We start from the raw sequence: 22,627 nt of genomic DNA on the forward strand, positions 1-22,627 counted from the left end.
CTCCAGCGCCTAGGGGTCATAAGCCCCTGGACAAGGCGCTTCCGCTTTTCTTATTATCTTTTATGCCCGCCGACTAATGTTGCCCGATGTTTGGCCGTTCCTGCTGCCGTATAGGAGACAGCCCGTAATAGGGAACCTGATCCAAAGCGCCGCCGGATCGAATCGACCACATAGCCCAGCTCCCGCCGCTTATAAGCACCCGTGTCAAACAGGTCAAGCTGCATCTCGTAGTCATCAACAATATTTCCGATTCTAATCTCAATTTGCCTTACCGTCTTTCCGGTATAATGCTCATGAAATAATTCAAGACAAACCCGGTACAATTCCATCGTCACATTGGTTGGCTGCATAATCGTCCTTGAACGGAGAAAGCCGCCGCCGAGTTCATCCTGGCTATAGCCAATTCCAAGACTAATCGTCCTGCCTGCCTTCCGACGTGATCTTGCTCGACGGGCAACCTCCTCACACATTTCTAAAATTACATGCTTAATTTCTTCTTCATCTTTATAATCTCTTAAAAGAATCTGGCTTTTTCCAAAACTGATCTGCCCAGCCACAATTGGCGCTCCTAAATCTGAGAGATCAACTCCCCAGGCGTGATGATAGAGTTGGTTCCCCATGATTCCAAACTTCTTTTCCAGCTTTTCTAAATCATAGCGAGCCAGCTGGCCAACAGTGAAAATCCCCATTCCATTTAGCGTTTTTTCCACACGCCTGCCGATCCCCCACATTTCTCGAAGTGGTGAGACATTCCAAAGTTTTGTCGGCACATCCTCATATGTCCATTCGGCAATTCCATCCTTCTTAGCATCAAGGTCCAGACAAAGCTTTGACATAAGCATGTTGGGTCCAATTCCAACGGCACAGGGGAGCTGAAATTCGCGCTCGATATCATCCTTGATTTTTTGAGCAATTGTTTTGGCATCTCCCCATAAATGGACGGCCCCATCGACTTTAATAAAACTTTCATCGACACTATACGTGTGAATCGCTTCTTTTGGCACATAACGATTAAACACACGGCTAATTTCTGTGGAAATACGTAAATAGGTAGCCATTTTCGGCTCCACCACTCTAATCCGTGAATCATCAGGAATCTCAAACAAACGTGAACCGGTTTTGATGCCAAATTCTTTCTTCAACAGCGGCGAAGCAGCGAGAACAACGCTGCCGCTTCGCTCTTTATTACCAGCGACTGCCAGGTAGCAGGTTAAGGGATCAAGGCCCTCCATAACCGCCGAACAGCTTGCATAAAAGCTCTTCATATCTACACATAAAATTTGATTATGAGGTAACGTGCTGTAATCAACCATGCTCTTTCCTCCATATCAAAGTTATCGAACACACGTTCTTTATCAGTATATTCATATCTTAAGCGAATATGCGTTCGCATTCAATGGAAAATTTTTGACATTGTTCACGGTTCTCGTTTTTTTAGGAAAGGAAAAAAGCGTATAATGGGTGATGAGGTGCAAGTTGAATGGAGAAAAAATTGATTATTAAAATGGTGAAAAACTGCTTTAAACAGTATTATTCTGAAGTAGAATCATTACCAATGAGCAGTGAAGACTTAGAGGAACTTGCAGACCGGATTATCACACTTAAAGCGGAACAGCCGGCTGCTGATTTGTATGAGGTTATTAATGATACAGTGTACGAGTTTTTAACAGGATAAAACTTTAGGTAGGAGAAATCAATCGCCTTTTCGGGCAGAAAAAAAGCCGCAGGTCGCGGTTTTTTACTTTTTATTAAAGGCTTTTTTGCCGATTCGTTCGAATAATCGGGGAAACAGGACATAGACAATACTGCCCATGTTCATCCAACGCGGCAGATTGATTTCCCGTGTTTTTGTCAGCATGCTGTCGACAACCTTCTGGGCAACATATTCTGGCTGAAGCATAAATCTCTGGACATTTTTTACATATGTACCCTTTTCATCAGCGATGGTAAAAAAGTTTGTTGCAATCGGACCAGGATTTACAGAGGTAACCAGCACACTATAATCCGAAACTTCCATCCTTAAAGCATTCGTGTAGCCTAGCACAGCATGCTTGGTCGCAGAATAAACACTCGATTTAGGCGTGGCAATTTTCCCTGCTTGGGAAGCAATATTAATAATATGTCCAAAACGCCGTTCGCGCATTTTCGGCAACACCATACTCGTACATGCCATAAGGCCAACGACATTGACCTCGAACATCCCTTTTATTTCATCGAAACTTGCTTGATGGGCTTCCCGAAAAACCCCAAAGCCCGCATTATTAACAAGAATATCAACATCACCGATCTTAGCAAAAATATCAGTAAACACAGCTTTTACTTTTTCCGTATCCGATACATCAAGCTGAAATACGTCCACTTTTACTTGATGTTTTTGCTGAAGCTCTGTTTGCAGCTGTTCGAGCTTATCGACACTGCGGGCAAGCAGGACCAGGTTGGCCCCGCTTGCAGCGCAAAGCTTAGCAATTTCCGCGCCAATTCCTCCGGATGCGCCGGTAATGACGATATTTTTTCCCTTTAATTGTTCCCTAACCATATTTACACCTCATCTGGCTTGATAAAGGACAGGCTGCTGATCCTTACTTATAATCTCGCCGATAGAGGCCAAATAGTCAAGCTGACCAACCGTCTCTGAAATCGTTAGCATTAGTTCGCGCTGATAAACGGTTGGAAAAAGCCGTTTACAAATTTCAAAAACCGTCATCTCCTCTTCTTTAAGCCAATTATTGACCTTCATTGCCCGTTCGTGCTGGTGTACCAATCTTTTTTCAACCAACTCTTTTAGTTCAAATACTTCATCCCCATGCCCCGTATACACCATCTGAATCGGGTAAGTAAGCAATTTCTTCATTGATGCGTTATGCTGCAGCTGTGGTTTCGGTCTTTCTTTTTCTCCTGGTGCTGGGGGCTCGAGCAATGGATTAGGTGAAATATGGGCAAGAATTACATCTCCGCCAATCAGAATCCCATCTTTTTCACGAAATAGAGCAATTTGGCTCTGAGCATGACCAGGGGTCTCAATCACCTGCCATTCACTTAGACCCAGGGGATTCATTCCTTCAACAAGATGACCAGTCAAAGATCGTTTATAGGAATGCTTCAGTGGTTTTCTAAACTTCGAAATTTGCGGAATGAATTCTTTCGGTAAACCAAACTCAAGAAAAAGCTCGTGGAAAAAATCAACCTGATCTTGAAAGAATTCATCCGATAGCTTGAGCCAGCGCTCGTTCAGCGGATGACCATAGATCTCAACTGACTCAGAAAAGAAGTCGATCATGCCGACATGATCGGGATGATGATGGGTAAGAATCACCTGCTCGATATCATTTGGACTTAAATTTAAATCAGCCAATTGCTCAGTCAGCAAATTCCAAGACTCTTCCGTTTTTACCCCTGCATCGACAAGCGTTAGTCGTTCACCTTTAATTAAATAAACATTAACATCTCCAACCGGAAAAGGAGTTGGCAACGTTATTTTCGCTATTCCATTTTTCCACTCTGCCATTTAAAAAACTCCCAACATTATTTTTAAATAAAAAATAGGATGTGAACATTTTCCGACAATTCTATATAGAATACAGTGTAGCGATTTTTTTGGTGAATGTCATTATTTTTACATAACTTATTTTGAATAAATTTAAAATTCAGTAAATAATTTACTTGACAGACAAGCAGTTTATCTTGCATAATCACTATTAAAATTTGATTCGAAGAAAAACGCGATGACTGAGGCCAGTAAATGAAAAATGGCAAAAGAGAGTGAAGACCACCGGCTGAAAGCCTTCACAGCCCTCTTAATCATTGAACCTACCTTATGAGCACTTAGGAAAACCTAACGTAAATCCGGCGTTATCGGAGCAGAGTGAACCTCAGTATTTTTCATGGGGTAAATGAAGGTGGTACCACGGAAGCGAGACCTTTCGTCCTTTACAGGATGAAAGGTCTTTTTTTATTAAAAGGAGGTTAATTGATGAAAAAGGTTGCGATTGTCGGCGCTGGATCAATGGCTGAAGCACTTATTTCCGGAATATTAGAAAATGGTTTAATCGATAAACAAAACATTTGGGTTACAAATAACTCTAATCAAGAAAGACTACTAAATCTCGGAAGAAATTATGGGGTCCAGACGACCTATAATCAAACCGAACTATTTAACGGGGCTGACATTGTCATCTTAGCGATGAAGCCTAAGGATGCCGCGACGGGGATCCAAGCCATTCACAAGCATTTAATCGAGCAAATGTTAGTCGTGTCCGTTATGGCAGGTGTCTCTATGAGTACGATCGAAACACTAGCCCGTTTACCACTCCCAATTGTTCGTGCCATGCCAAATACCTCAGCAGCAGTAGGCAAATCCGCAACAGCTGTTGCCGTGAATGAACGGGTCTCTCCTCAACAAATCGACATCATGAAACGGCTTTTTGGAACGGTTGGCTTGACTACTTTTGTTGAAGAAGAGCAGCTTGATGCGGTAACAGGTCTATCTGGAAGCGGACCCGCCTATATTTATTATCTAATTGAAGCAATGGAAAAAAGTGCTGTCGAGGTTGGACTTGATAAAGAAATGGCCAGCGAATTGATCGTTCAAACATTAATCGGGGCAGCTGAAATGGTGAAAAACTCTTCTAAAACCTCTGAGCAGCTCCGCCGTGATGTGACGAGCCCTGGGGGGACAACAGAGGCTGGGGTCAAGGTCCTTGAAGAACACAAAGTCCAACAAGCCTTTATTTCCTGTATAAAAGCAGCAACGGCTCAATCGAAAAAAATGGGAACTTCCTTACGTTTACAGCTTGAAGTCACCGAACCGACCGCATGATTTTAAAAGTCTTGATTTAAACTAAAGAAAAGAGCTGGGAAGTGTAAACATGCTAACGGTTTTATTTGGCATCGGCATTTTGGTCTGGACCGTTTTCCTTTTGGATGGATTAATCGGCCTGAGAAAAATAGACTCTTTAGAAGAAGAATCTAGCATGGAGAATGGTCCACGGCTATCAGTCATTGTCGCTGCACGAAATGAGGAAAAACAAATAATGGTTAGTATTTTAAGCCAGCTTAGACAAAGTTATCAAAATGTGGAGTGGATCCTTGTAAATGACCGCTCAACAGATGCTACAGGGAAGATCATGGATGAACTGATGCAGCAAGATTCGCGGATATCCGTCCTTCATATCGAAGCACTGCCTGACGGCTGGCTTGGAAAAAACTATGCCTTGTATTCGGGTTCACAGCAAGCGTCAGGTAAATGGCTATTATTTACCGATGCCGATGTTCATTTTGAAAAAGAAGCATTCGCAAAAGCATTGCAGTATTTTGAAAGACATCGGCTTGATCATTTAACGGCGGCACCAAATTTGAGTGCTCAGAAGTTTTGGCTAAAAACATTTGTCGCCTTTTTCCTTTTTGGATTTTCTTATTTTAAGCGCCCCTGGGCAGCAAATAATCCAAACTCGAAAATCGGGACGGGAATTGGGGCGTTTAACCTCGTTTCGAAACAAGCTTACGAAGCGTTTGGTACTCATGAAAAAGTAAAAATGAGGCCAGATGACGATCTTCAGCTGGGAATGAAAATGAAAAGAGCTGGTTATCATCAGCGAATTGTCACTGCACTAAGACTCATCGAGGTCGAGTGGTATGGTAGTTTAAAGGAAGCCTTTGTCGGCTTAGAGAAAAATACATTTGCTGGCCTGCATTACCGTATAAGTATGGTTATTTTTGCGATTTTGGGTGTATTTATTACAAACGTCCTTCCGTTTATGGCTGTTTTTTCAGAGAACAAAACAGTCGTCTTGTTAAGCTTAGGGAATATTTTCCTAAGCGGCATCCATTACATTCTAGTGATTAAAAAAATGACTTTATTCTCCCCTGCCATGTTCCTTGTGTTACCAATTACCGCCTTACTCTTTATCTACTCGATTATCCGAGCAAGCTTCCTCACCTTTAAACGCGGTGGAATCGTATGGAGAGGTACAACCTACAAATTGAGTGAACTAAGAGAAAAAGACTGAGCACATACTTTTTCCTAATAATTATCCATTTGTTATACTAAATGTTAGGAAAATTCATTGAATAGGAGCGACATAAATCATGAACGCAAAATTGTTTATGCCCTTTACAATAAAAAATGTTACGTTAAAAAATCGAATTGTTATGGCACCGATGTGCATGTATTCGAGTCATAATGAAGATGGTCATATCCAAAATTGGCATCGCACCCATTATACAAGCAGAGCCGTTGGTCAAGTGGGATTGATCATTGTCGAAGCAACCGCAGTAGCTCCACAAGGGAGGATATCGCCTCAGGATTTAGGCATATGGAGCGATGACCATATTAACGGGTTACAAGAGCTTGTCGGCCTGATGAAGGAACATGGTGCCAAAACAGGTATTCAGCTTGCCCACGCTGGCAGAAAAGCCGTACTAGAAGGCGACATCATCGCCCCGTCAGCTTTAGCCTTTAATGAAAAAATGAAAACACCTAAAGAAATGACCAAAGCTGATATTTCTGAAACCGTTGAGGCATTCAAGAAGGGGGCAGAACGAGCAGCCAAAGCTGGCTTTGACATCATTGAGATTCATGGGGCACACGGCTATTTAATTAATGAGTTCCTATCACCCCTTTCAAATAAAAGATCGGATGAATATGGAGGCTCCTCAGAAAACCGTTACCGCTTCCTAAGCGAAGTCATTACAGCTGTTAAATCCGTTTGGGACGGTCCCCTTTTTGTTAGAGTTTCTGCTCATGATTATCATGAACAAGGTTTAACGCCGGAAGATTATCTAACATTCAGTCAGTGGATGAAAGCCCAAGGTGTTGACTTAATCGATGTCAGCTCTGGAGCCGTTGTTCCAGCTAAAATTAACGTTTATCCTGGCTATCAAGTAAAATATTCTGAAACGATTAAAAATGGTGCAGACATGGCTACTGGGGCGGTTGGATTAATTACAACTGGAATTCAAGCGGAAGAAATCCTCCAAAATGAACGCGCTGATTTAGTGTTTTTAGCTCGTGCATTATTAAGAGACCCTTACTGGCCGCGTACGGCTGCAAAAGAGCTTGGTGTAGAGGTCGAAACACCAAAGCAATACGAACGCGGATGGATTTAAAACCAAAAGCTCCAGCCCTAGGCGCTGGAGCTAGATTAAGACAAAAGACGGCTTTAAGGGCCGTCTTTTTACTTCATAGGAATATTGATTTCTTTAAAATCTTCGGCAATGTCCGTATTCGGAAAAATCTCCTGTGCTTCTGATACTAATTCCCGCCAGGCACTTCGATCATAACGGGAACTAATATGGGTTAAACACAATTGCTTACAGCTAGCCCGATTGGCCACCTCCGCAGCCTGGTGAGTCGTGGAGTGAAAATAATCAAAGGCAAGCTTTTCTTCCCCTTTTGAAAAGGTCGCTTCGTGGATTAAGAGGTCTGCATCAACCGCTAAAGCAATGGCATTTTCGCAATACCTTGTATCCCCAAGAACAGTAATGACTCTCCCCCTTTGTACAGGACCAAGAAAATCCTTTGGATCAATAACTCTCCCATCTGCAAGCGTAACTCTTTCCCCATTTTTTATTTTTCGAAAAATCGGACCTGGTTGAACCCCCGCTTCGATGAGCTTATCAGCTAATAACGTCCCAGGCCTGTCCTTCTCAACAATTCGATATCCGAAGGAAGGTATACCGTGCTCTAAAAGTCTTGCCTCTACACTAAATTGTTCATCCTCAAAAATAACACCTTCCGAGACTTCCACCATTTTCAATGGATATTTAAGATAGGTTTGACTGACAGACAGACTGATTTCAATATACTCCTTGATCCCTTTAGGACCATAAACCGTCACCTCTGACTCTCCACCTTGGAAAGAGCGGCTCGCCAAAAGACCAGGCAGGCCATAAATATGATCACCATGCAAATGGGTAATAAAGATTTTCTCAATTCTCCGTGGCTTTATCGATGTATGTAAAATTTGATGCTGGGTTGCTTCACCGGCATCGAACAACCAAATTGAACCGCGTTCTTCCAGCAATTTCAGGGCAATCGAGGTAACATTACGCAGCTTTGCTGGGATTCCAGCACCGGTACCTAAGAAAAAAATGTCCATTATAAAACTCCTTCCCAAACCCGTTCCAAATAAAAAGATACAAATAATATAGCATATCACTTGCAAGATTGCTCACTGGTTGTCTATCATCGATTAAGAATGTTTTTTCATACATGCTTTATCCCGTTTTTGCTAAATCTAAATTGAATACATATAAGGAGAGGTATTGAACGTGAAACAATCTGGAAATATGACGTCATTAATTATGATATTTGGTGCAACTGGAGATTTAGCTGTGAGGAAGCTGTTTCCATCCCTTTACAGATTATTTCAAAGGGGGAAATTGTATAAATTTGCAGTTATTGGTGTAGCGAGACGACAAATTTCTAACGATGAATTCCAACAATCCGTTAAAGATTCTGTTATAACTGCTTTAGGGAAAAAAGAGAACATCGATGAATTCATTTCACATTTCTACTATCAACCACATGATGTTGCAGATTCCGGCTCTTACGCTTTATTGAAAGACTTAGCCAACCAAATTGATGAGAAATATGAATTAGAGGGCAATCGGATATTTTATCTGGCAATGGCGCCTGAATTTTTCGGACCAATTGCCTTACACTTAAAATCTGATGGTCTGACAAATGTAAAAGGGTACAAGCGACTTGTGATAGAAAAACCATTTGGACATGATTTGCCATCAGCAAAGGAATTAAACAAACAAATTCGAACAGCATTTTCAGAAAAAGAAGTCTATCGAATTGATCATTATTTAGGAAAAGAAATGGTTCGAAACATTGAAGTTATTCGTTTTGCAAACGCCATTTTTGAACCATTATGGAATAATCGTTATATCTCTAACATTCAAGTTACCTCAAGTGAAGTTCTTGGAGTTGAAGAGCGCGGGCGTTATTATGAAACAAGTGGAGCTTTACGGGACATGGTTCAAAATCATATGATGCAAATGGTCGCACTGCTGGCGATGGAGCCGCCGATTCGCCTAACAACAGACGAAGTTCGCTCAGAAAAAGTACGTGTATTTCGCTCGTTACGAACCATCGAAGGTGATGAGGTTAATGACTACTTTGTCCGCGGTCAATACGGCGCAGGAATGGTGGAAGATGAACAGGTTCCAGAATACCGTGCTGAAATAATGGTAGACAAGGAATCCAATACCGAAACCTTTGTTGCTGGGAAGGTCATGATTGATAACTTCCGCTGGGCAGGTGTTCCTTTTTATATTCGTACCGGAAAAAGAATGGCAACAAAATCTACAAAAATCGTTGTCCAATTCAAAGACATACCGATGAATCTATACTATCAACCGGAAAAAATGTTAAATCCAAACCTGCTTGTCATCCATATTCAGCCTGAAGAAGGGATTACCCTCCATCTCAACGCGAAAAAAGCAGGCGGACATCTTGATGCCCAGGAGGTCAAGTTAAGCTTTGCCAATACGGGAATCAATGCGATGAATACACCTGAAGGCTATGAAAAGCTGCTTTACGATTGCATGCGGGGCGATGCGACGAATTTCACTCACTGGGACGAAGTCGCCTACTCATGGGCCTTTGTTGATAAAATTTCTGAGGTCTGGGAAAAAACGAAGGCAACTAACTTTCCAAACTATTCATCTGGAACGATGGGACCAGATGCTGCAGACGAACTCTTGAAAAAAGATGGTTTCTTCTGGTGGCCTGTAGATCATTTAGATGTAGATATTTGTAAATAAACAAAATAGAAGAAGATTAAATAACTCTGGATTCTTTCATGGAGTTATTTAATCTTCTTTCTTTTTATCAGGGAAGGAACGAAGGAAATCTTTATTAAAACTCGTTCCAGTTCCAACATTATGGGCTGAGTCAACCTTATGTGATCCTGCATTTTCAATAATCTTCTTCCCATACTTTTCCCGAAGAATCTCAACGGTTTTCAGCAAGGGCTCTTTTTGGGCATCCTTTTCAAAGGAAAATAAATCAAGCTGCTTATAGGCAAGGTCTTGCTCCACCAATTCATAGCCAGTAATTCCTAATAAGCGGATTGGATTCCCATTCCAGTGCTTTAAAAACAACTGTTTCGCAAGTGGGATAATATCCTCTTTTTGATTTATTGGATTAGACAGCTTTTTGCTGCGCGTGATGGTCTTCCGATCTTTGTAACGAATCGTGATCCCTAATGTTGAGGCAAGGACATTTTTTCGTTTGAGCCTGACAGAAACCGTTTCTGCCAATGAGGCTAACACACGAAAAAGCTCTTGTTGATTACTCTCATCGCGGGGAAGGGTTGTCGAATTACCGATACTTTTAAATTCAGAAACGGATTCAGGGTCTACATGCCGGTTATCAATCCCGTTTGCCCGTTCCTTAATTCGCAGGCCATTGATTCCAAGCAGTGATTTCAACTGAATCTCATTCCCCTTCGCTAAATCTCCAATCGTATGAATGCCGATGGTCGTCAGCTTTTCCGCTGTCTTTTTCCCAACCCCATGCATTTCATTCGTGTTTAACGGCCAAAGGACCGTTTGTATATCCCTTTTCCGCAGTATCGTGATCCCAAGCGGTTTTTTCATATCAGAAGCGGTCTTGGCTAAAAATTTATTCGGGGCAATGCCAATGCTGCAAGGCAGATCCAGCTGTTCAAGGATTCTTTTTTGGATACTTTGGGCAATTTCAAGTGGACTGCCAAGCTCGAAGGATTCGGTAATATCCATATACCCTTCGTCAATTGAAACAGGCTCAACCAAATCGGTGTAATTCTTGAGAATTTCAAACATGCCGATGGAGGCTGCACGATAACGCTCGAAATTGGGCTTTTTCACAATTAATTGCGGGCAAAGCTTTTTCGCTTCCCAAAGCGGCATCGTTGTTTTCACACCAAACTTCCTCGCTTCATAGCTGCAGGTGACAATGATTCCTCGTCTCTCTTCTACGTTTCCAGCGATAGCAAGCGGCTTACCTTTTAGCGCCGGGTCATAAGCCATTTCAACAGAGGCGTAAAAACTGTTCATATCCACATGTAAAATGACCCTTCCCTTTTTCGGATACATTTCTTTCATATCAGGGCACTTCCTTCAATACCTTTGTGTTACTAGTTTAGCAAAAAGGAGAACCAATGGCTCTCCTTGAATAACGTTATTGATTTGAAACTTCTTCGATTACTGCTAACACCATTTCCCCGAGCTTGTTTAGTTCTTCGATGGGCATACGCTCATTGGTGGTGTGGATTTCTTCATAACCGACAGCAAGGTTAACGGTCGGGATTCCGAAGCCAGCAATCACGTTTGCGTCACTGCCGCCGCCACTATGCTGAAGCTCACAGCTACGGCCAATTTTTGCCGCTGCCCTGCGAGCAATTTCTACCACTAAGTCACCTTCGCCAAACTTGAAGCCTGGGTACATAACCTCAATTTCCACTTCTGCTCTGCCACCCATTTCAGCCGCTACGGTTTCAAAAGCTTCTTTCATTTTCCCTGCTTGAGCCTGCATTTTTTCACCGATAAGTGAACGAGCTTCCGCTAAAATATCCACACGGTCAGCCACAATATTCGTTGCCGAACCTCCTTCAAAACGACCGATATTAGCGGTGGTTTCTGAATCAATACGGCCTAATGGCATTCTCGCGACCGCTTTAGCCGCAATCGTAATCGCAGAAACTCCCTTTTCAGGTGCAACCCCAGCGTGAGCGGTTTTTCCATAAATCACAGCTTTTACTTTTGCTTGTGTCGGTGCAGCAACCACGACATTACCTACAAGACCATCGCTGTCCAGTGCATAACCGTATTTCGCTTTCATTAATGAGGAATCAAGTGCTTTGGCACCAACAAGTCCAGATTCTTCACCAACCGTAATGACAAATTGGATCATCCCATGAGGAATATTTTGCTCTTTTAAGACGCGGATAGTTTCAAGCATGACGGCTAATCCTGCTTTATCGTCAGCACCTAAAATTGTTGTCCCGTCAGTCACAACATATCCATCTTTAATGGATGGCTTAACCCCTTTAGCTGGTACTACCGTGTCCATATGGGAGGTGAAGTAAATTGGATCGACACCATCCTTCGTTGAAGCCAAGGTACATACTAGATTTCCTGCTCCGTGACCAGTTACTGCTGTTGTATCATCTTCAAAAACATCTAGTCCTAGGTTGGTAAACTTTTGTTTTAAAACTTTTGCAATTTCTGCTTCATACTTTGTTTCCGAATCAATTTGCACTAACTCTAGAAATTCATTCAAAAGACGTTCCTGATTAATCATCGGTTAAACCTCCAATAAATATGTACTCACAGTAGCTCCAGCACCAAGGTGCTGGAGCTTTTCTTTATCAGTATACTCCTTATGATACCTTCCATCAAATGAAAGGACTAAGTACATTAAAGTGGGATGTTCCCGTGTTTTTTGTATGGTCTTGACTCTTTCTTATTTCGAAGCATTTCTAATGCCTGAATGATTTTAATTCTTGTTTCACGAGGGTCAATAACATCATCTACCATTCCTCTGCTTGCTGCCACATATGGATTGGCAAACTTCTCACGATATTCTTCAATTTTTTGCTGACGAACCTGCTCTGGATTTTCACTACTTTGAATTTCCTTTGCAAAAATAATATTGGCAGCCCCTTGCGGCCCCATCACAGCGATTTCTGCATTTGGCCAAGCAAACACTAAATCAGCACCAATCGATTTACTATTCAACGCAACATAAGCACCGCCGTAAGCTTTCCTTAATATAACTGTTAGCTTTGGCACAGTTGCCTCAGAATAGGCATATAAAATCTTTGCCCCATGACGAATGATCCCGCCATGCTCTTGTTTTATACCTGGGAAGAAGCCTGTAACATCCTCGAAAGTAATGATTGGAATATTAAATGAATCGCAGGTCCGAATGAATCGGGCAGCCTTGTCAGAGGAATCAATATCCAGTCCACCCGCCATTACCTTTGGCTGGTTGCAGACAAGTCCCACTGCTTCGCCTTTAATCCGAGCAAAACCAACCACAATATTTCTCGCGAAGTCCTTTTGAATTTCCATAAAGGAATCGGCATCAACGACTTGTTCAATCACTTTGCGAACATCGTAAGGACGAACGGCATCAAAAGGAATCACATCCGTTAAATCCGGGCGGTAATCATTTTCATTGTCTCCCTCTAATCTTAGTGGTTTTTCTTCGTTATTTTGCGGGAGGTAGCTTAACAGCCTGCGAACATTTTCTAAAACCTCTTGTTCTGATTCCGCCTGGAAATGAGCATTTCCACTAATCGAATTATGGACATTGGCACCACCAAGGTCCTCTGAAGATATCTTCTCCCCCGTAACCGTTTCAATTACTTTTGGACCCGTAATAAACATTTGACTTGTTTTTTCAACCATGAAAACAAAATCTGTAATCGCTGGTGAATAAACCGCACCACCAGCACACGGTCCCATAATGACGGAAATTTGTGGAATCACACCAGAATAAATAGCATTTCGATAAAAAATATGTCCGTAACCATCAAGCGAGACAACCCCCTCTTGAATCCGGGCACCGCCAGAATCGTTTAAACCGACAAAAGGTGTACCATTTTTTGCGGCTAAATCCATCACATTCGCAATTTTTTTCGCATGCATTTCCCCTAATGCACCGCCAAAAACCGTAAAGTCCTGTGAAAATAAATAAATGGGACGTCCATTTACTTTACCATAGCCTGTTACAACTCCATCACCTGGTCCTTTTTGCTCATCAAGTCCAAAATCATTCGTCCTATGTTCAATGAAAGGGCTTAGTTCGACAAAAGTACCTTGATCGACTAAAAGTTCGATTCTTTCTCTAGCCGTAAGTTTCCCTTTTTCATGCTGTTTATCAATTCTTTCATCGCCACCGCCAAGCTCAACCTCACGGCGTTTATCGTATAATTCGTTTATTTTCTCATAGATGTCGATCATTTACCCCTTCATTCCTTTCTTTTCACAAAGTTCAACTAATACCCCAGCAGTAGACTTTGGATGCAGGAAGGCAATATCTGCTCCCCCCGCCCCTGGCCGCGGCTGTTCATCAATCATCCTAATCCCTTTTTCTTTCATTTCACTGATTCTCGCTTCAATAGATTCAACACCAAGAGCGACATGGTGAATCCCTTCACCGCGTTTTTCGATAAAGCTGGCAATGGTGCTTTCTGCCGCTGTCGGCTCTAGGAGTTCGAGTTTCGTTTCACCAGCCTTCAGAAAAGCAACCTTAACCTTTTGGCTCTCAACTACTTCAATTCCTATTAAAGGAAGCTGTAATACTTCCGTATAAAATGGAAGTGTATTCTCAAGTGAGCGAACGGCAATGCCAATATGGTCGACTTTTTTTATCATCTATACCCCTCTGTTTTCCAAAATTTAAATAAATTCGACAATTACCATATTCGCTAAATAATTCATAAATCCTTCCTAAAATGAAAGGTTGTTCCGTTGTTCATTTTGACTTTTCCTAGTAAAATACAGATAGACACCTAATATAAAGGGGTGAATCCTAGTGAAAAAAAAGAATAAAAGAAAAATCGTGGTCTATTTGATGCTGTTCGCGATGCTAGCTTCCACACTCCTGATGGGACTTGCACAATTTATTTCTTAAAAAATTTGAAGGGACTGTTCACACGTGAACAGTCCCTTTTACTTAATTGCTCCAATTTTTTAATTTGCTACGGATCTCTTCCGTTCATTCATTTTTGGTGTTTTAAAAGAACTTTTGATAATAAGGTAACTATTCATTTCCTTCACCAATTGCAGCAGCGCTGCTCGGACTTCGAATTCCACTCTTGACTTAGGAAGCTCCATTTCCTCGAATTCCCTTTTCATTTCTTTAAGTTTATCAAGATAAATGTGAGCCGTATTTTCAAAATGAATATTCTCAGACAGCTCTTCAAGGAAATCAGCAATCATTTTACCTTGAGTGACAGTTTTCGTAATTGAAGTGACGATTGGAAGGACACGTTCAATTATTTCAAACTGTTTTTCCCGCATTTTAAAATAGCGAAAATAGATATCCTCATCTCTTAAAAAATGATTCTGGATATCAAGATATGCGAGTGATTTCGCTTCTTCGAGAAGCCGTGCTGTTTCTGTAATCTCAATTCCTGACCAATCACTATCACCTGAACGTAAATACTTTATCATTTCGCAAAAAATCACTTTAAAGTTAGATTCAATTTTATTTTGGTATTCTTTTAATTGTTTCTCCACGCTTGGCATATAGAGATTGATGAGCAGGGCAACGCCGATTCCAATCGTAATGACACCAAGTTCATTGATAAAGAGCTCGCGTGAAACATCCTTCGCCATATAAATATGTAAAATAATTACACTGCTGGTAACGACGCCATCTTTTGCGTGCAGCATGACCACCGTCGGGATAAAGAATAAGAGCATAAGTCCAATCACTAGCGGATGGTAAGCAATCACTTCGAAAAAAATCGCAGAAAAAGGCATCACCAGAACACAGGCTAAAAACCTATCCCAGGCCGTTCGTAATGACCTTCGTTTCGTCACCTGAATGCATAAAATCGTTAATATCCCTGCTGAAGCAAAATTATCTAACCCTAATCTTTGCGCCATTAAAATAGAAATGGCAGTCCCTAAAGCTGTTTTCATTGTCCGATATCCAATTTTAAATTTCATTTGTTTCTCCTTACAAAAAAAGATGATCATAAATGACCATCTTTAGCTTATCCTTTTTATAGCATTTTTTGCAAGAATTCCTGCGCACGTTGACTCTTGGGATTGGTAAAGAATTCTTGTGGATTGGCATCCTCCACTAACATACCGCCATCAAGGAAAAGGACACGGTCGGCAACCTCTCTAGCAAAGCCCATTTCATGGGTCACAATCGCCATCGTCATTCCTGTATGTGCAAGTGATTTCATAACCTCAAGTACTTCCTTTACCATTTCCGGATCAAGGGCGGATGTTGGTTCATCAAAGAGCATAACCTCCGGCTGCATCGCCAACGCTCTAGCGATCGCAACCCGCTGTTTTTGCCCACCCGACAATCTCGTTGGATATTCATTTGCTTTCTCTGCTAATCCAACTTTATCTAATAATTCATAAGCAATCTTTTCCGCTTCCGTCTTTGATAATCCTTTAACCTTTATCGGTGCATAGGTAAGATTTTGCAAAACAGTTTTATGAGGGAAGAGATGAAAATGTTGAAACACCATTCCTACGTTTTGCCGTACCTTCATAATGTTCGTTTTTTTATCGGTAACATCTTGATCTCCTACTAAGATTCTTCCACTAGTAGGCTGCTCAAGCAGGTTCATACACCGTAAAAAAGTAGACTTACCGGATCCTGAAGGACCGATTATTGCAACAACCTCTCCCGCTTGAATCGTTGTCGAAATTCCTTTTAATACTTCGAGCTTCCCATAGTTTTTATGCAAATTTTCTACCTTAATCACTGCGTCTCATTCTCCTTTCAACTGCTTTTCCAAGGAAAGTTAAGGTAATGACCATCAAATAATAAATCAGGCCGGCAATTAATAATGGCTCGAAAAATGAATACTTTTCAGCACCTACCTGATAAGAGCGGCGCATAATATCCATTACTCCAATTGTCGTGACAATCGCAGACTCTTTCGTTAATGTGATAAATTCATTCATTAAAGCCGGCAGAATGTTTTTAAGGGCTTGCGGCAGGATAATATCCCACATCATCTTTCCATATGGAACTCCAAGAGCCAATGCCGCTTCCTGCTGTCCTTTATCAACCGCAAGAATACCCGCTCTAATAATTTCTGAAATATAGGCAGCGGAGTTAAGCGCAAAAGCTAGGATTGCTGCTGTATAGGGTTCAATCTGATATCCAATTAACTGAGGGGAACCATAATAAATCAACATCAACTGCAATACCAGAGGTGTACCACGGAATATTGATGTATATGCATCGGCGAACCAGCCGAGAAATTTAACCGAACTAATTTTAAATAATGATAGAATAATTCCAAGGATAAATCCTAATATACCTGCTAATAGGACAATCTTTAGTGTGACGACAATTCCTTCCAAAATATAGGGCATTGAAGGAATGAACTGTGCGAAATCGAGATTCATTTGTCTGCCTTCCTTTCTCTATTAAATTGTAAGGACGTTCGGGGAGATTACTCTCTCCTGAACGTCCTTAAGTAAAAACTTATTCCTCTCCACCGAACCACTTAACCACTAATTCTTGCAGTTCGCCGTTTTCTTTCATTTTTTGCAATTCTTTGTTGAACTTCTCTGTTAATTCACTATTTTTCGGAAACGCAATCGCTGACCCTGCTTCTTCAGGATCATCACTAATTGTAAAACCAACTAATTCTTTATCATTTTCAAAAAATCCTTTTGCGACGGTGTCTTCAATGATCGCAGCATCAAAACGTCCTGCTTTTATTTCTTGAATTAATTCAGGAATACGGTTGCGGTTTTCGACGGTAATCGCAACGGTCTCTTTAATTTCATCTGCTTTTCCTTCTTGAATGGAGCCTAATTGAACTCCTACCGTTTTTCCTTTTAAGTCTTCAAGTGTCTCAATCCCGCTATCCTTCTTTGAAACAATCATGTGTGAGGCTGTATAGTAAATATCACTGAAATCAACGTTTTTCTTACGCTCTTCTGTTGGTGTCATACCAGCTAACACGAAATCAGCCTGTCCCGATTTAAGAGATTGGATTAATCCTCCAAAATCGGTATCCTTTACTTCAAGCTCATATCCTAGCTTACCTGCGATAGCTTTTGCTAAATCGACGTCAAAGCCAATAATTTCATCACTTTTTCCTGTTTCTACGTATTCAAACGGCGGATAGTCAGCGGATGTTGCCATTACTAGTGTTTTTTTATTGTCAGCTTTGGCATTTTCACTTTTACCACAAGCAGAAAGTACTCCTGTTAACAAAATCATTGTAAACGCAAAAATAACTATCTTCTTCATTTTTCTTCCCCCTAATAATATTCTGAAAGTATTCTTAGTTGTTTCATAGATTAATATTTATTCATTGAAATGAATTTTAACACATATTAATAATTATGCAAATATATTTTTAAAAATTCATTAACGTTTTATTAAAATAGAAATTTTCAGAAAAAAAGGCCAATCTCCATTGTATGGGTATTAGCCTTTTTAAGATTGTCGAGAAGGATATTTTTATTTTTTGAGTCTAAACTGCCGTTTTTTAAGAATTATTTACATCTGCTAATTGTCCTGTTTCTTTCCGCTCCGGGCACTCGCTTTCCGCGGGGAGGTCCTGGAGCCTCCTCGGCGCTTTGGCGCCTGTGGGGTCTCCAGTGACCTCTCTATCCCGCAGGAGTCGAGTGCCCTGCGCTACAATCAACAGGGAGAAAACATGTAGTGTTACAACCATTACTTTATTTTAGCGAAGAAGATTACCAGCGAGTACCAATTCATCAATAGTTACAAATTCATATTCACTTTTGCAAGTCTATTTTGACTTAAACATTGATTTCACCACTTATTTTTATTATTTATTAGTTGAGTTGGAAGGTCTTATTAAAACACTCTGTTGATTGGCGCGGAAGGCACGAAGACTCCTGCGGGAGTACGGGACTGGGGAGACCCCGCAGGAGCGAAGCGACGAGGAGGCTCCCCGGCACGCCCGCGGAAAGCGTAGTGCCTGGAGCGCCAATCAACAGACATGTTGAAAAAGCAAATACTAATAATGTACTAATAAAATAACGCTGTGAAATATTAAAAAACAGGTAAAAATAAAAGGCTACTCTCCAATGTAAGGAGATTAGCCTTTTTAACTTTGTATTATACTTCTTCACAATGTGCTTCAAATTCATTTTGCAATCTAGCGACAACAGTTGCCGGATCGTGTCCTTCAATTTGGTGTCGTTCTACCATGGTAATAATCTTTCCATCCTTTAATAATGCAAAAGACGGAGATGATGGCGGAAAGCCAGTGAAATAGCTTCTTGCCTTATCAGTCGCTTCTTTATCTTGACCAGCAAATACAGTTACAAGATGGTCAGGGCGTTTATCATAATGCAGGGCATGTGCTGCTGCTGGACGAGCAATGCCGCCTGCACAACCACAAACAGAGTTAATCATTACTAAAGTGGTTCCTTTTTGTTCGAGTGCTTGTTCCACCTCTTCTGGTGATTTAAGCTCTTGATATCCAGCAGCCACGATTTCTTGACGTGCTTGTTGAACCACATCATTCATGAAAAAGTTAAAATCCATACTCATAAAATCACTCCTACTTTCTGTCTATATAGCTATATGATAACAGTATAAATGAGTTTAATTCAAATAAATGATGCTAGAAAGCAGCTGCCAATTTCAGCAGCTGCTATTTTTAACTTGATAAGAATGCCTGAAATAATTTTTCTACTGCCGATGCGGCGGTTTTGTCACCTGCCATTACTTCATTTTCAAATTGCGGCAGCAGTTCTTTTACGGCTGGGTGATGAAAGAAACTATAATGCAGTTGGTCCGTTATCAACGAATAGATCCAATCCCGCTGCTGTCCTTTGCGTCTTTCTTCAAAAACACCAGTGGCTTTTCCTTTATTCTCAAAATCGTTAATGACAGACCAAATATCTTTAATTCCGTCATTAGTTAATGATGAACAACTATACGCCTTTGATTGCCACCCTCTCGTAGCTGGCTGTAGAAAATGAAGAATGCGGTTGTATTCTTTTCTTGTTTGTTCTGCCTTTGGTTTATTCGCACCATCCGCTTTATGAACAATAATGGCATCGGCAAGTTCCATGATCCCTTTCTTCATTCCTTGCAGCTCATCACCTGCTCCAGTTAGGACAAGAAGCATAAAAAAGTCGACCATATCACGAATAATGACTTCACTTTGTCCAACCCCGACTGTTTCAATCAGGATAATATCAAAACCAGCAGCCTCACAAATCAGCATTGCTTCCCTCGTTTTTCGATGGACGCCGCCAAGCTTGCCAGCCGTTGGTGATGGACGGATAAAGGCTCGTGGATTTCTTGATAGCTGCTCCATCCGTGTTTTATCGCCAAGGATGCTCCCGCCGCTAAGACTTGAACTAGGATCAATCGCCAGAACTGCGACGCTGTGTCCAAGCTCACAAAGGTATGTGCCAAACGCTTCAATGAACGTACTTTTACCTGCCCCAGGGACACCGGTAATCCCAATTCGGATTGATTTCCCACTATGAGGCAGGAGCTTCTGCAGGAGCTCCTGCGCTTTATGGAAATGCTGTTCTGCGTTACTTTCTACTAAAGTGATCGCTCGTGCTAATTGGCCTCTATTCCCAGATAATACCCCATTAAATAATTCTTCCACTGTAGGATCCTCGGACTTACGTTTTTGAAACCGAATATTTTTTTGAATGGAAGCAGGCTGCCCATCTAATTCTTGACCTTTTCTAATTACACTCGAAAATTTTTCTGGATCATTCGGATCTACCCACTCCGGTTTCATATCCGTAACCATTTACTGTGCCACTTCCTCATAGCCAAGCTGCTTATAAATTTCCCTGATCACTTTTTGAGCGGCAACAGGGATAATCGTGCCAGGGCCGAAAATAGCGGAGGCACCGTTATCAAATAAAAATTGATAATCTTGGGCTGGAATAACCCCGCCAGCGACCACTAAAATATCTTCACGGCCAAGCTTTTTCAATTCAGCAACAAGCTGTGGTAATAATGTCTTATGACCTGCAGCTAGTGAACTAAAACCAATAACATGGACATCATTTTCAACTGCCTGCATCGCTGTTTCTTCTGGCGTCTGGAATAATGGACCAATATCAACATCAAAACCAAGATCAGCAAAGGCTGTGGCAATGACTTTAGCACCGCGGTCATGACCGTCCTGGCCCATTTTTGCAATGAGAATCCTTGGTCTTCGCCCTTCGTTCTCAAGGAATTCGTCCGTCATCCGTTTCACTTCCACAATTTCCTCTTCATTCGAAAATGCTGTGCTGTACACCCCACTTATCGAACGGATCACGGCTTTATGTCTGCTCGCAACCTTTTCAATGGCTTCAGAAATTTCTCCAAGCGTCGCCCTAACCCTTGCCGCCTGTACAGCAAGCTCTAACAAATTATATTCTCCTGTTTCAGCCGCTTTTGTTAAGGCTGCTATGGCTGCTTCAACCTTTTCCTCATCTCGTGAAGCTTTTAAAGCATTTAGTTTTTCAATTTGCTTTAGACGAACAGCCGTATTATCAATGTCTAAAATATCAATGGCTTCCTCTTTTTCAAGACGGTAGCGGTTAACCCCGATAATCGTTTCTTTACCAGAATCAATTTGGGCCTGCCTTCTAGCTGCTGCCTCTTCAATTCTCATTTTTGGAAGACCGGTTTCAATCGCTTTTGCCATACCACCAAGATTTTCGATTTCCTCAATATGAGTCCAAGCTCTATTCACCAATTCATCGGTCAACTTCTCAACATAGTATGACCCTGCCCATGGATCAATGACTTTCGTGATGCTCGTTTCTTCCTGTAAAAATAATTGCGTATTCCGGGCAATTCGAGCTGAGAAGTCTGTTGGCAGTGCGATGGCTTCATCCAAAGCGTTTGTATGCAGTGATTGCGTATGCCCCATTGCGGCAGCATGTGCTTCGAATAATGTTCGAATAACATTATTAAATGGATCCTGTTCCGTCAAACTCCAGCCTGAAGTTTGGGAATGGGTACGGAGGGCCATGGACTTTTCACTTTTTGGTTCGAATGATTTCATCATTTTCGCCCAGATAAGACGCCCTGCCCTCATTTTGGCCACTTCCATAAAATAATTCATGCCAATTGCCCAAAAGAATGACAGCCTTGGCGCAAATTTATCAATGTCAATGCCTGCCTTGAGTCCAGTACGGACGTATTCTAGTCCATCCGCAAGCGTATAGGCCAATTCAAGGTCAGCAGGTGCACCCGCTTCTTGCATATGATAGCCGGAAATACTAATACTATTAAACTTCGGCATGTATTTGGAGGTATACTCAAAAATATCAGCAATAATTTTCATAGACATTTCTGGTGGATAAATATAGGTATTCCGAACCATATATTCTTTTAAAATATCATTTTGAATCGTACCAGCCAGTTTTTCCTGGCTAACGCCCTGTTCTTCTGCTGTTACAATGAAAAAAGCAAGAATCGGAAGGACCGCCCCGTTCATTGTCATGGAAACCGACATTTGATCTAATGGAATACCATCAAAGAGTGTCTTCATATCGAGTATAGAGTCAATCGCTACACCCGCTTTACCGACATCTCCGACTACGCGTGGGTGATCCGAATCGTAACCTCTGTGTGTCGCTAAATCAAAGGCTACAGACAAACCTTTTTGCCCCATCGCTAAGTTACGGCGATAAAAGGCATTACTTTCTTCCGCCGTCGAAAATCCAGCATATTGTCTTACTGTCCAGGGGCGATTCACGTACATTGTTGGATACGGCCCGCGAGTAAAAGGCGGCAATCCAGGTAAGTCATCTACATGCTCTATCGCTTCCCGATCTTCTTTCGTATATAGCGATTTTAAGTGAATTTGTTCATTGGTTTCGAATAGCAACTCATCAATTGAGGTGCTAATTTCTTTTTCAGCCTGTTCCTGCCATTGATCTTTTGTCATTAAATCCTCATCATCGA

At 41.5% G+C, this 22,627-nt stretch carries 21 protein-coding genes; 6 read left to right on the forward strand and 15 right to left on the reverse strand.

From position 1 onward, the window contains the following. Nucleotides 1-53: 53 nt before the first annotated feature. The gene (locus ACWM35_RS05445; RefSeq protein WP_454816231.1) at nt 54-1,313 is read right to left on the reverse strand and encodes a Y-family DNA polymerase; all 1,260 of its coding nucleotides are present in this window, start codon (nt 1,311-1,313) and stop codon (nt 54-56) included. A 167-nt stretch (nt 1,314-1,480) separates the two neighbouring features. On the opposite strand from ACWM35_RS05445, the gene ACWM35_RS05450 reads away from it, so the two are divergent. Next, nucleotides 1,481-1,675 carry a YqzH family protein gene (locus ACWM35_RS05450; RefSeq protein ID WP_454816232.1) on the forward strand — a complete coding sequence of 65 codons (195 nt, stop codon included), beginning with the start codon at nt 1,481-1,483 and terminating at the stop codon, nt 1,673-1,675. Nucleotides 1,676-1,738: 63 nt separating this feature from the next. Here ACWM35_RS05450 and ACWM35_RS05455 read toward each other — a convergent pair whose 3' ends face one another. Together ACWM35_RS05455 and ACWM35_RS05460 are read right to left on the reverse strand one after the other, a co-directional pair. Continuing rightward, the gene (locus ACWM35_RS05455; protein WP_454816234.1) at nt 1,739-2,536 is read right to left on the reverse strand and encodes an SDR family NAD(P)-dependent oxidoreductase; all 798 of its coding nucleotides are present in this window, start codon (nt 2,534-2,536) and stop codon (nt 1,739-1,741) included. A gap of 9 nt (nt 2,537-2,545) precedes the next feature. Then, nucleotides 2,546-3,505 (reverse strand): MBL fold metallo-hydrolase, encoded by a 960-nt coding sequence (locus ACWM35_RS05460; RefSeq protein ID WP_454816236.1) that lies wholly within the window; start codon nt 3,503-3,505, stop codon nt 2,546-2,548. A gap of 465 nt (nt 3,506-3,970) precedes the next feature. On the opposite strand from ACWM35_RS05460, the gene proC reads away from it, so the two are divergent. The 3 genes from proC (at nt 3,971) to namA (ending at nt 7,104) form a co-directional block, all read left to right on the forward strand. Further along, nucleotides 3,971-4,816 (forward strand): pyrroline-5-carboxylate reductase, encoded by an 846-nt coding sequence (gene proC / locus ACWM35_RS05465; protein ID WP_454816238.1) that lies wholly within the window; start codon nt 3,971-3,973, stop codon nt 4,814-4,816. A 49-nt stretch (nt 4,817-4,865) separates the two neighbouring features. Then, complete coding sequence (locus ACWM35_RS05470; RefSeq protein WP_454816240.1) at nt 4,866-6,005, forward strand: glycosyltransferase; 1,140 nt, start codon at nt 4,866-4,868, stop codon at nt 6,003-6,005. Nucleotides 6,006-6,084: 79 nt separating this feature from the next. Next, a complete protein-coding gene (gene namA / locus ACWM35_RS05475; protein WP_454816242.1) occupies nt 6,085-7,104 on the forward strand; it encodes an NADPH dehydrogenase NamA in 1,020 nt (339 codons plus the stop codon). Between the two features lie 68 nt (nt 7,105-7,172). On the opposite strand, the gene rnz is transcribed toward namA, so the two are convergent. Next, complete coding sequence (rnz, locus tag ACWM35_RS05480) at nt 7,173-8,096, reverse strand: ribonuclease Z (RefSeq protein WP_454816244.1); 924 nt, start codon at nt 8,094-8,096, stop codon at nt 7,173-7,175. A gap of 205 nt (nt 8,097-8,301) precedes the next feature. On the opposite strand from rnz, the gene zwf reads away from it, so the two are divergent. After that, nucleotides 8,302-9,771 (forward strand): glucose-6-phosphate dehydrogenase, encoded by a 1,470-nt coding sequence (zwf, locus tag ACWM35_RS05485; RefSeq protein ID WP_454817090.1) that lies wholly within the window; start codon nt 8,302-8,304, stop codon nt 9,769-9,771. 48 nt (nt 9,772-9,819) lie between these two features. Here zwf and ACWM35_RS05490 read toward each other — a convergent pair whose 3' ends face one another. The 4 genes from ACWM35_RS05490 to mce form a co-directional block, all read right to left on the reverse strand. Next, on the reverse strand, nt 9,820-11,094 hold the full coding sequence (locus tag ACWM35_RS05490) for a DNA polymerase IV (protein WP_454816246.1): 1,275 nt from the start codon (nt 11,092-11,094) through the stop codon (nt 9,820-9,822). Between the two features lie 76 nt (nt 11,095-11,170). Then, nucleotides 11,171-12,292 (reverse strand): tripeptidase T, encoded by a 1,122-nt coding sequence (locus ACWM35_RS05495; protein ID WP_454816248.1) that lies wholly within the window; start codon nt 12,290-12,292, stop codon nt 11,171-11,173. A gap of 116 nt (nt 12,293-12,408) precedes the next feature. Beyond that, nucleotides 12,409-13,959, reverse strand: coding sequence for an acyl-CoA carboxylase subunit beta (locus ACWM35_RS05500; RefSeq protein ID WP_454816249.1), 1,551 nt, complete (start codon nt 13,957-13,959; stop codon nt 12,409-12,411). Beyond that, nucleotides 13,960-14,373 carry a methylmalonyl-CoA epimerase gene (mce, locus tag ACWM35_RS05505; protein WP_454816251.1) on the reverse strand — a complete coding sequence of 138 codons (414 nt, stop codon included), beginning with the start codon at nt 14,371-14,373 and terminating at the stop codon, nt 13,960-13,962. Nucleotides 14,374-14,533: 160 nt separating this feature from the next. Between mce and prli42 the strand changes: the two genes are divergently transcribed. After that, nucleotides 14,534-14,632: a stressosome-associated protein Prli42 gene (prli42, locus tag ACWM35_RS05510; RefSeq protein WP_454816253.1), complete on the forward strand. Its 99-nt coding sequence runs from the start codon at nt 14,534-14,536 to the stop codon at nt 14,630-14,632. A gap of 59 nt (nt 14,633-14,691) precedes the next feature. Here the strand turns inward: prli42 and ACWM35_RS05515 are convergent, their stop codons facing one another. From ACWM35_RS05515 to scpA, 7 genes are all read right to left on the reverse strand, one after another. Next, on the reverse strand, nt 14,692-15,675 hold the full coding sequence (locus ACWM35_RS05515) for an aromatic acid exporter family protein (RefSeq protein WP_454816254.1): 984 nt from the start codon (nt 15,673-15,675) through the stop codon (nt 14,692-14,694). Between the two features lie 56 nt (nt 15,676-15,731). Next, nucleotides 15,732-16,454, reverse strand: coding sequence for an amino acid ABC transporter ATP-binding protein (locus ACWM35_RS05520; RefSeq protein ID WP_454816256.1), 723 nt, complete (start codon nt 16,452-16,454; stop codon nt 15,732-15,734). Further along, on the reverse strand, nt 16,447-17,106 hold the full coding sequence (locus tag ACWM35_RS05525; protein ID WP_454816258.1) for an amino acid ABC transporter permease: 660 nt from the start codon (nt 17,104-17,106) through the stop codon (nt 16,447-16,449). The genes ACWM35_RS05520 and ACWM35_RS05525 overlap by 8 nt, the downstream gene beginning before the upstream one ends. A 79-nt stretch (nt 17,107-17,185) precedes the next feature. Continuing rightward, nucleotides 17,186-17,962, reverse strand: a complete 777-nt coding sequence (locus ACWM35_RS05530; protein WP_454816260.1) for a transporter substrate-binding domain-containing protein — start codon at nt 17,960-17,962, stop codon at nt 17,186-17,188. 840 nt (nt 17,963-18,802) lie between these two features. Continuing rightward, on the reverse strand, nt 18,803-19,240 hold the full coding sequence (locus ACWM35_RS05535; protein ID WP_454816262.1) for a BrxA/BrxB family bacilliredoxin: 438 nt from the start codon (nt 19,238-19,240) through the stop codon (nt 18,803-18,805). 109 nt (nt 19,241-19,349) lie between these two features. Next, nucleotides 19,350-20,468, reverse strand: a complete 1,119-nt coding sequence (gene meaB, locus ACWM35_RS05540) for a methylmalonyl Co-A mutase-associated GTPase MeaB (RefSeq protein ID WP_454816264.1) — start codon at nt 20,466-20,468, stop codon at nt 19,350-19,352. Then, nucleotides 20,469-22,610, reverse strand: coding sequence for a methylmalonyl-CoA mutase (gene scpA, locus ACWM35_RS05545; protein ID WP_454817092.1), 2,142 nt, complete (start codon nt 22,608-22,610; stop codon nt 20,469-20,471). Nucleotides 22,611-22,627 lie beyond the last annotated feature (17 nt).

Source organism: Neobacillus sp. K501, from assembly GCF_053749995.1.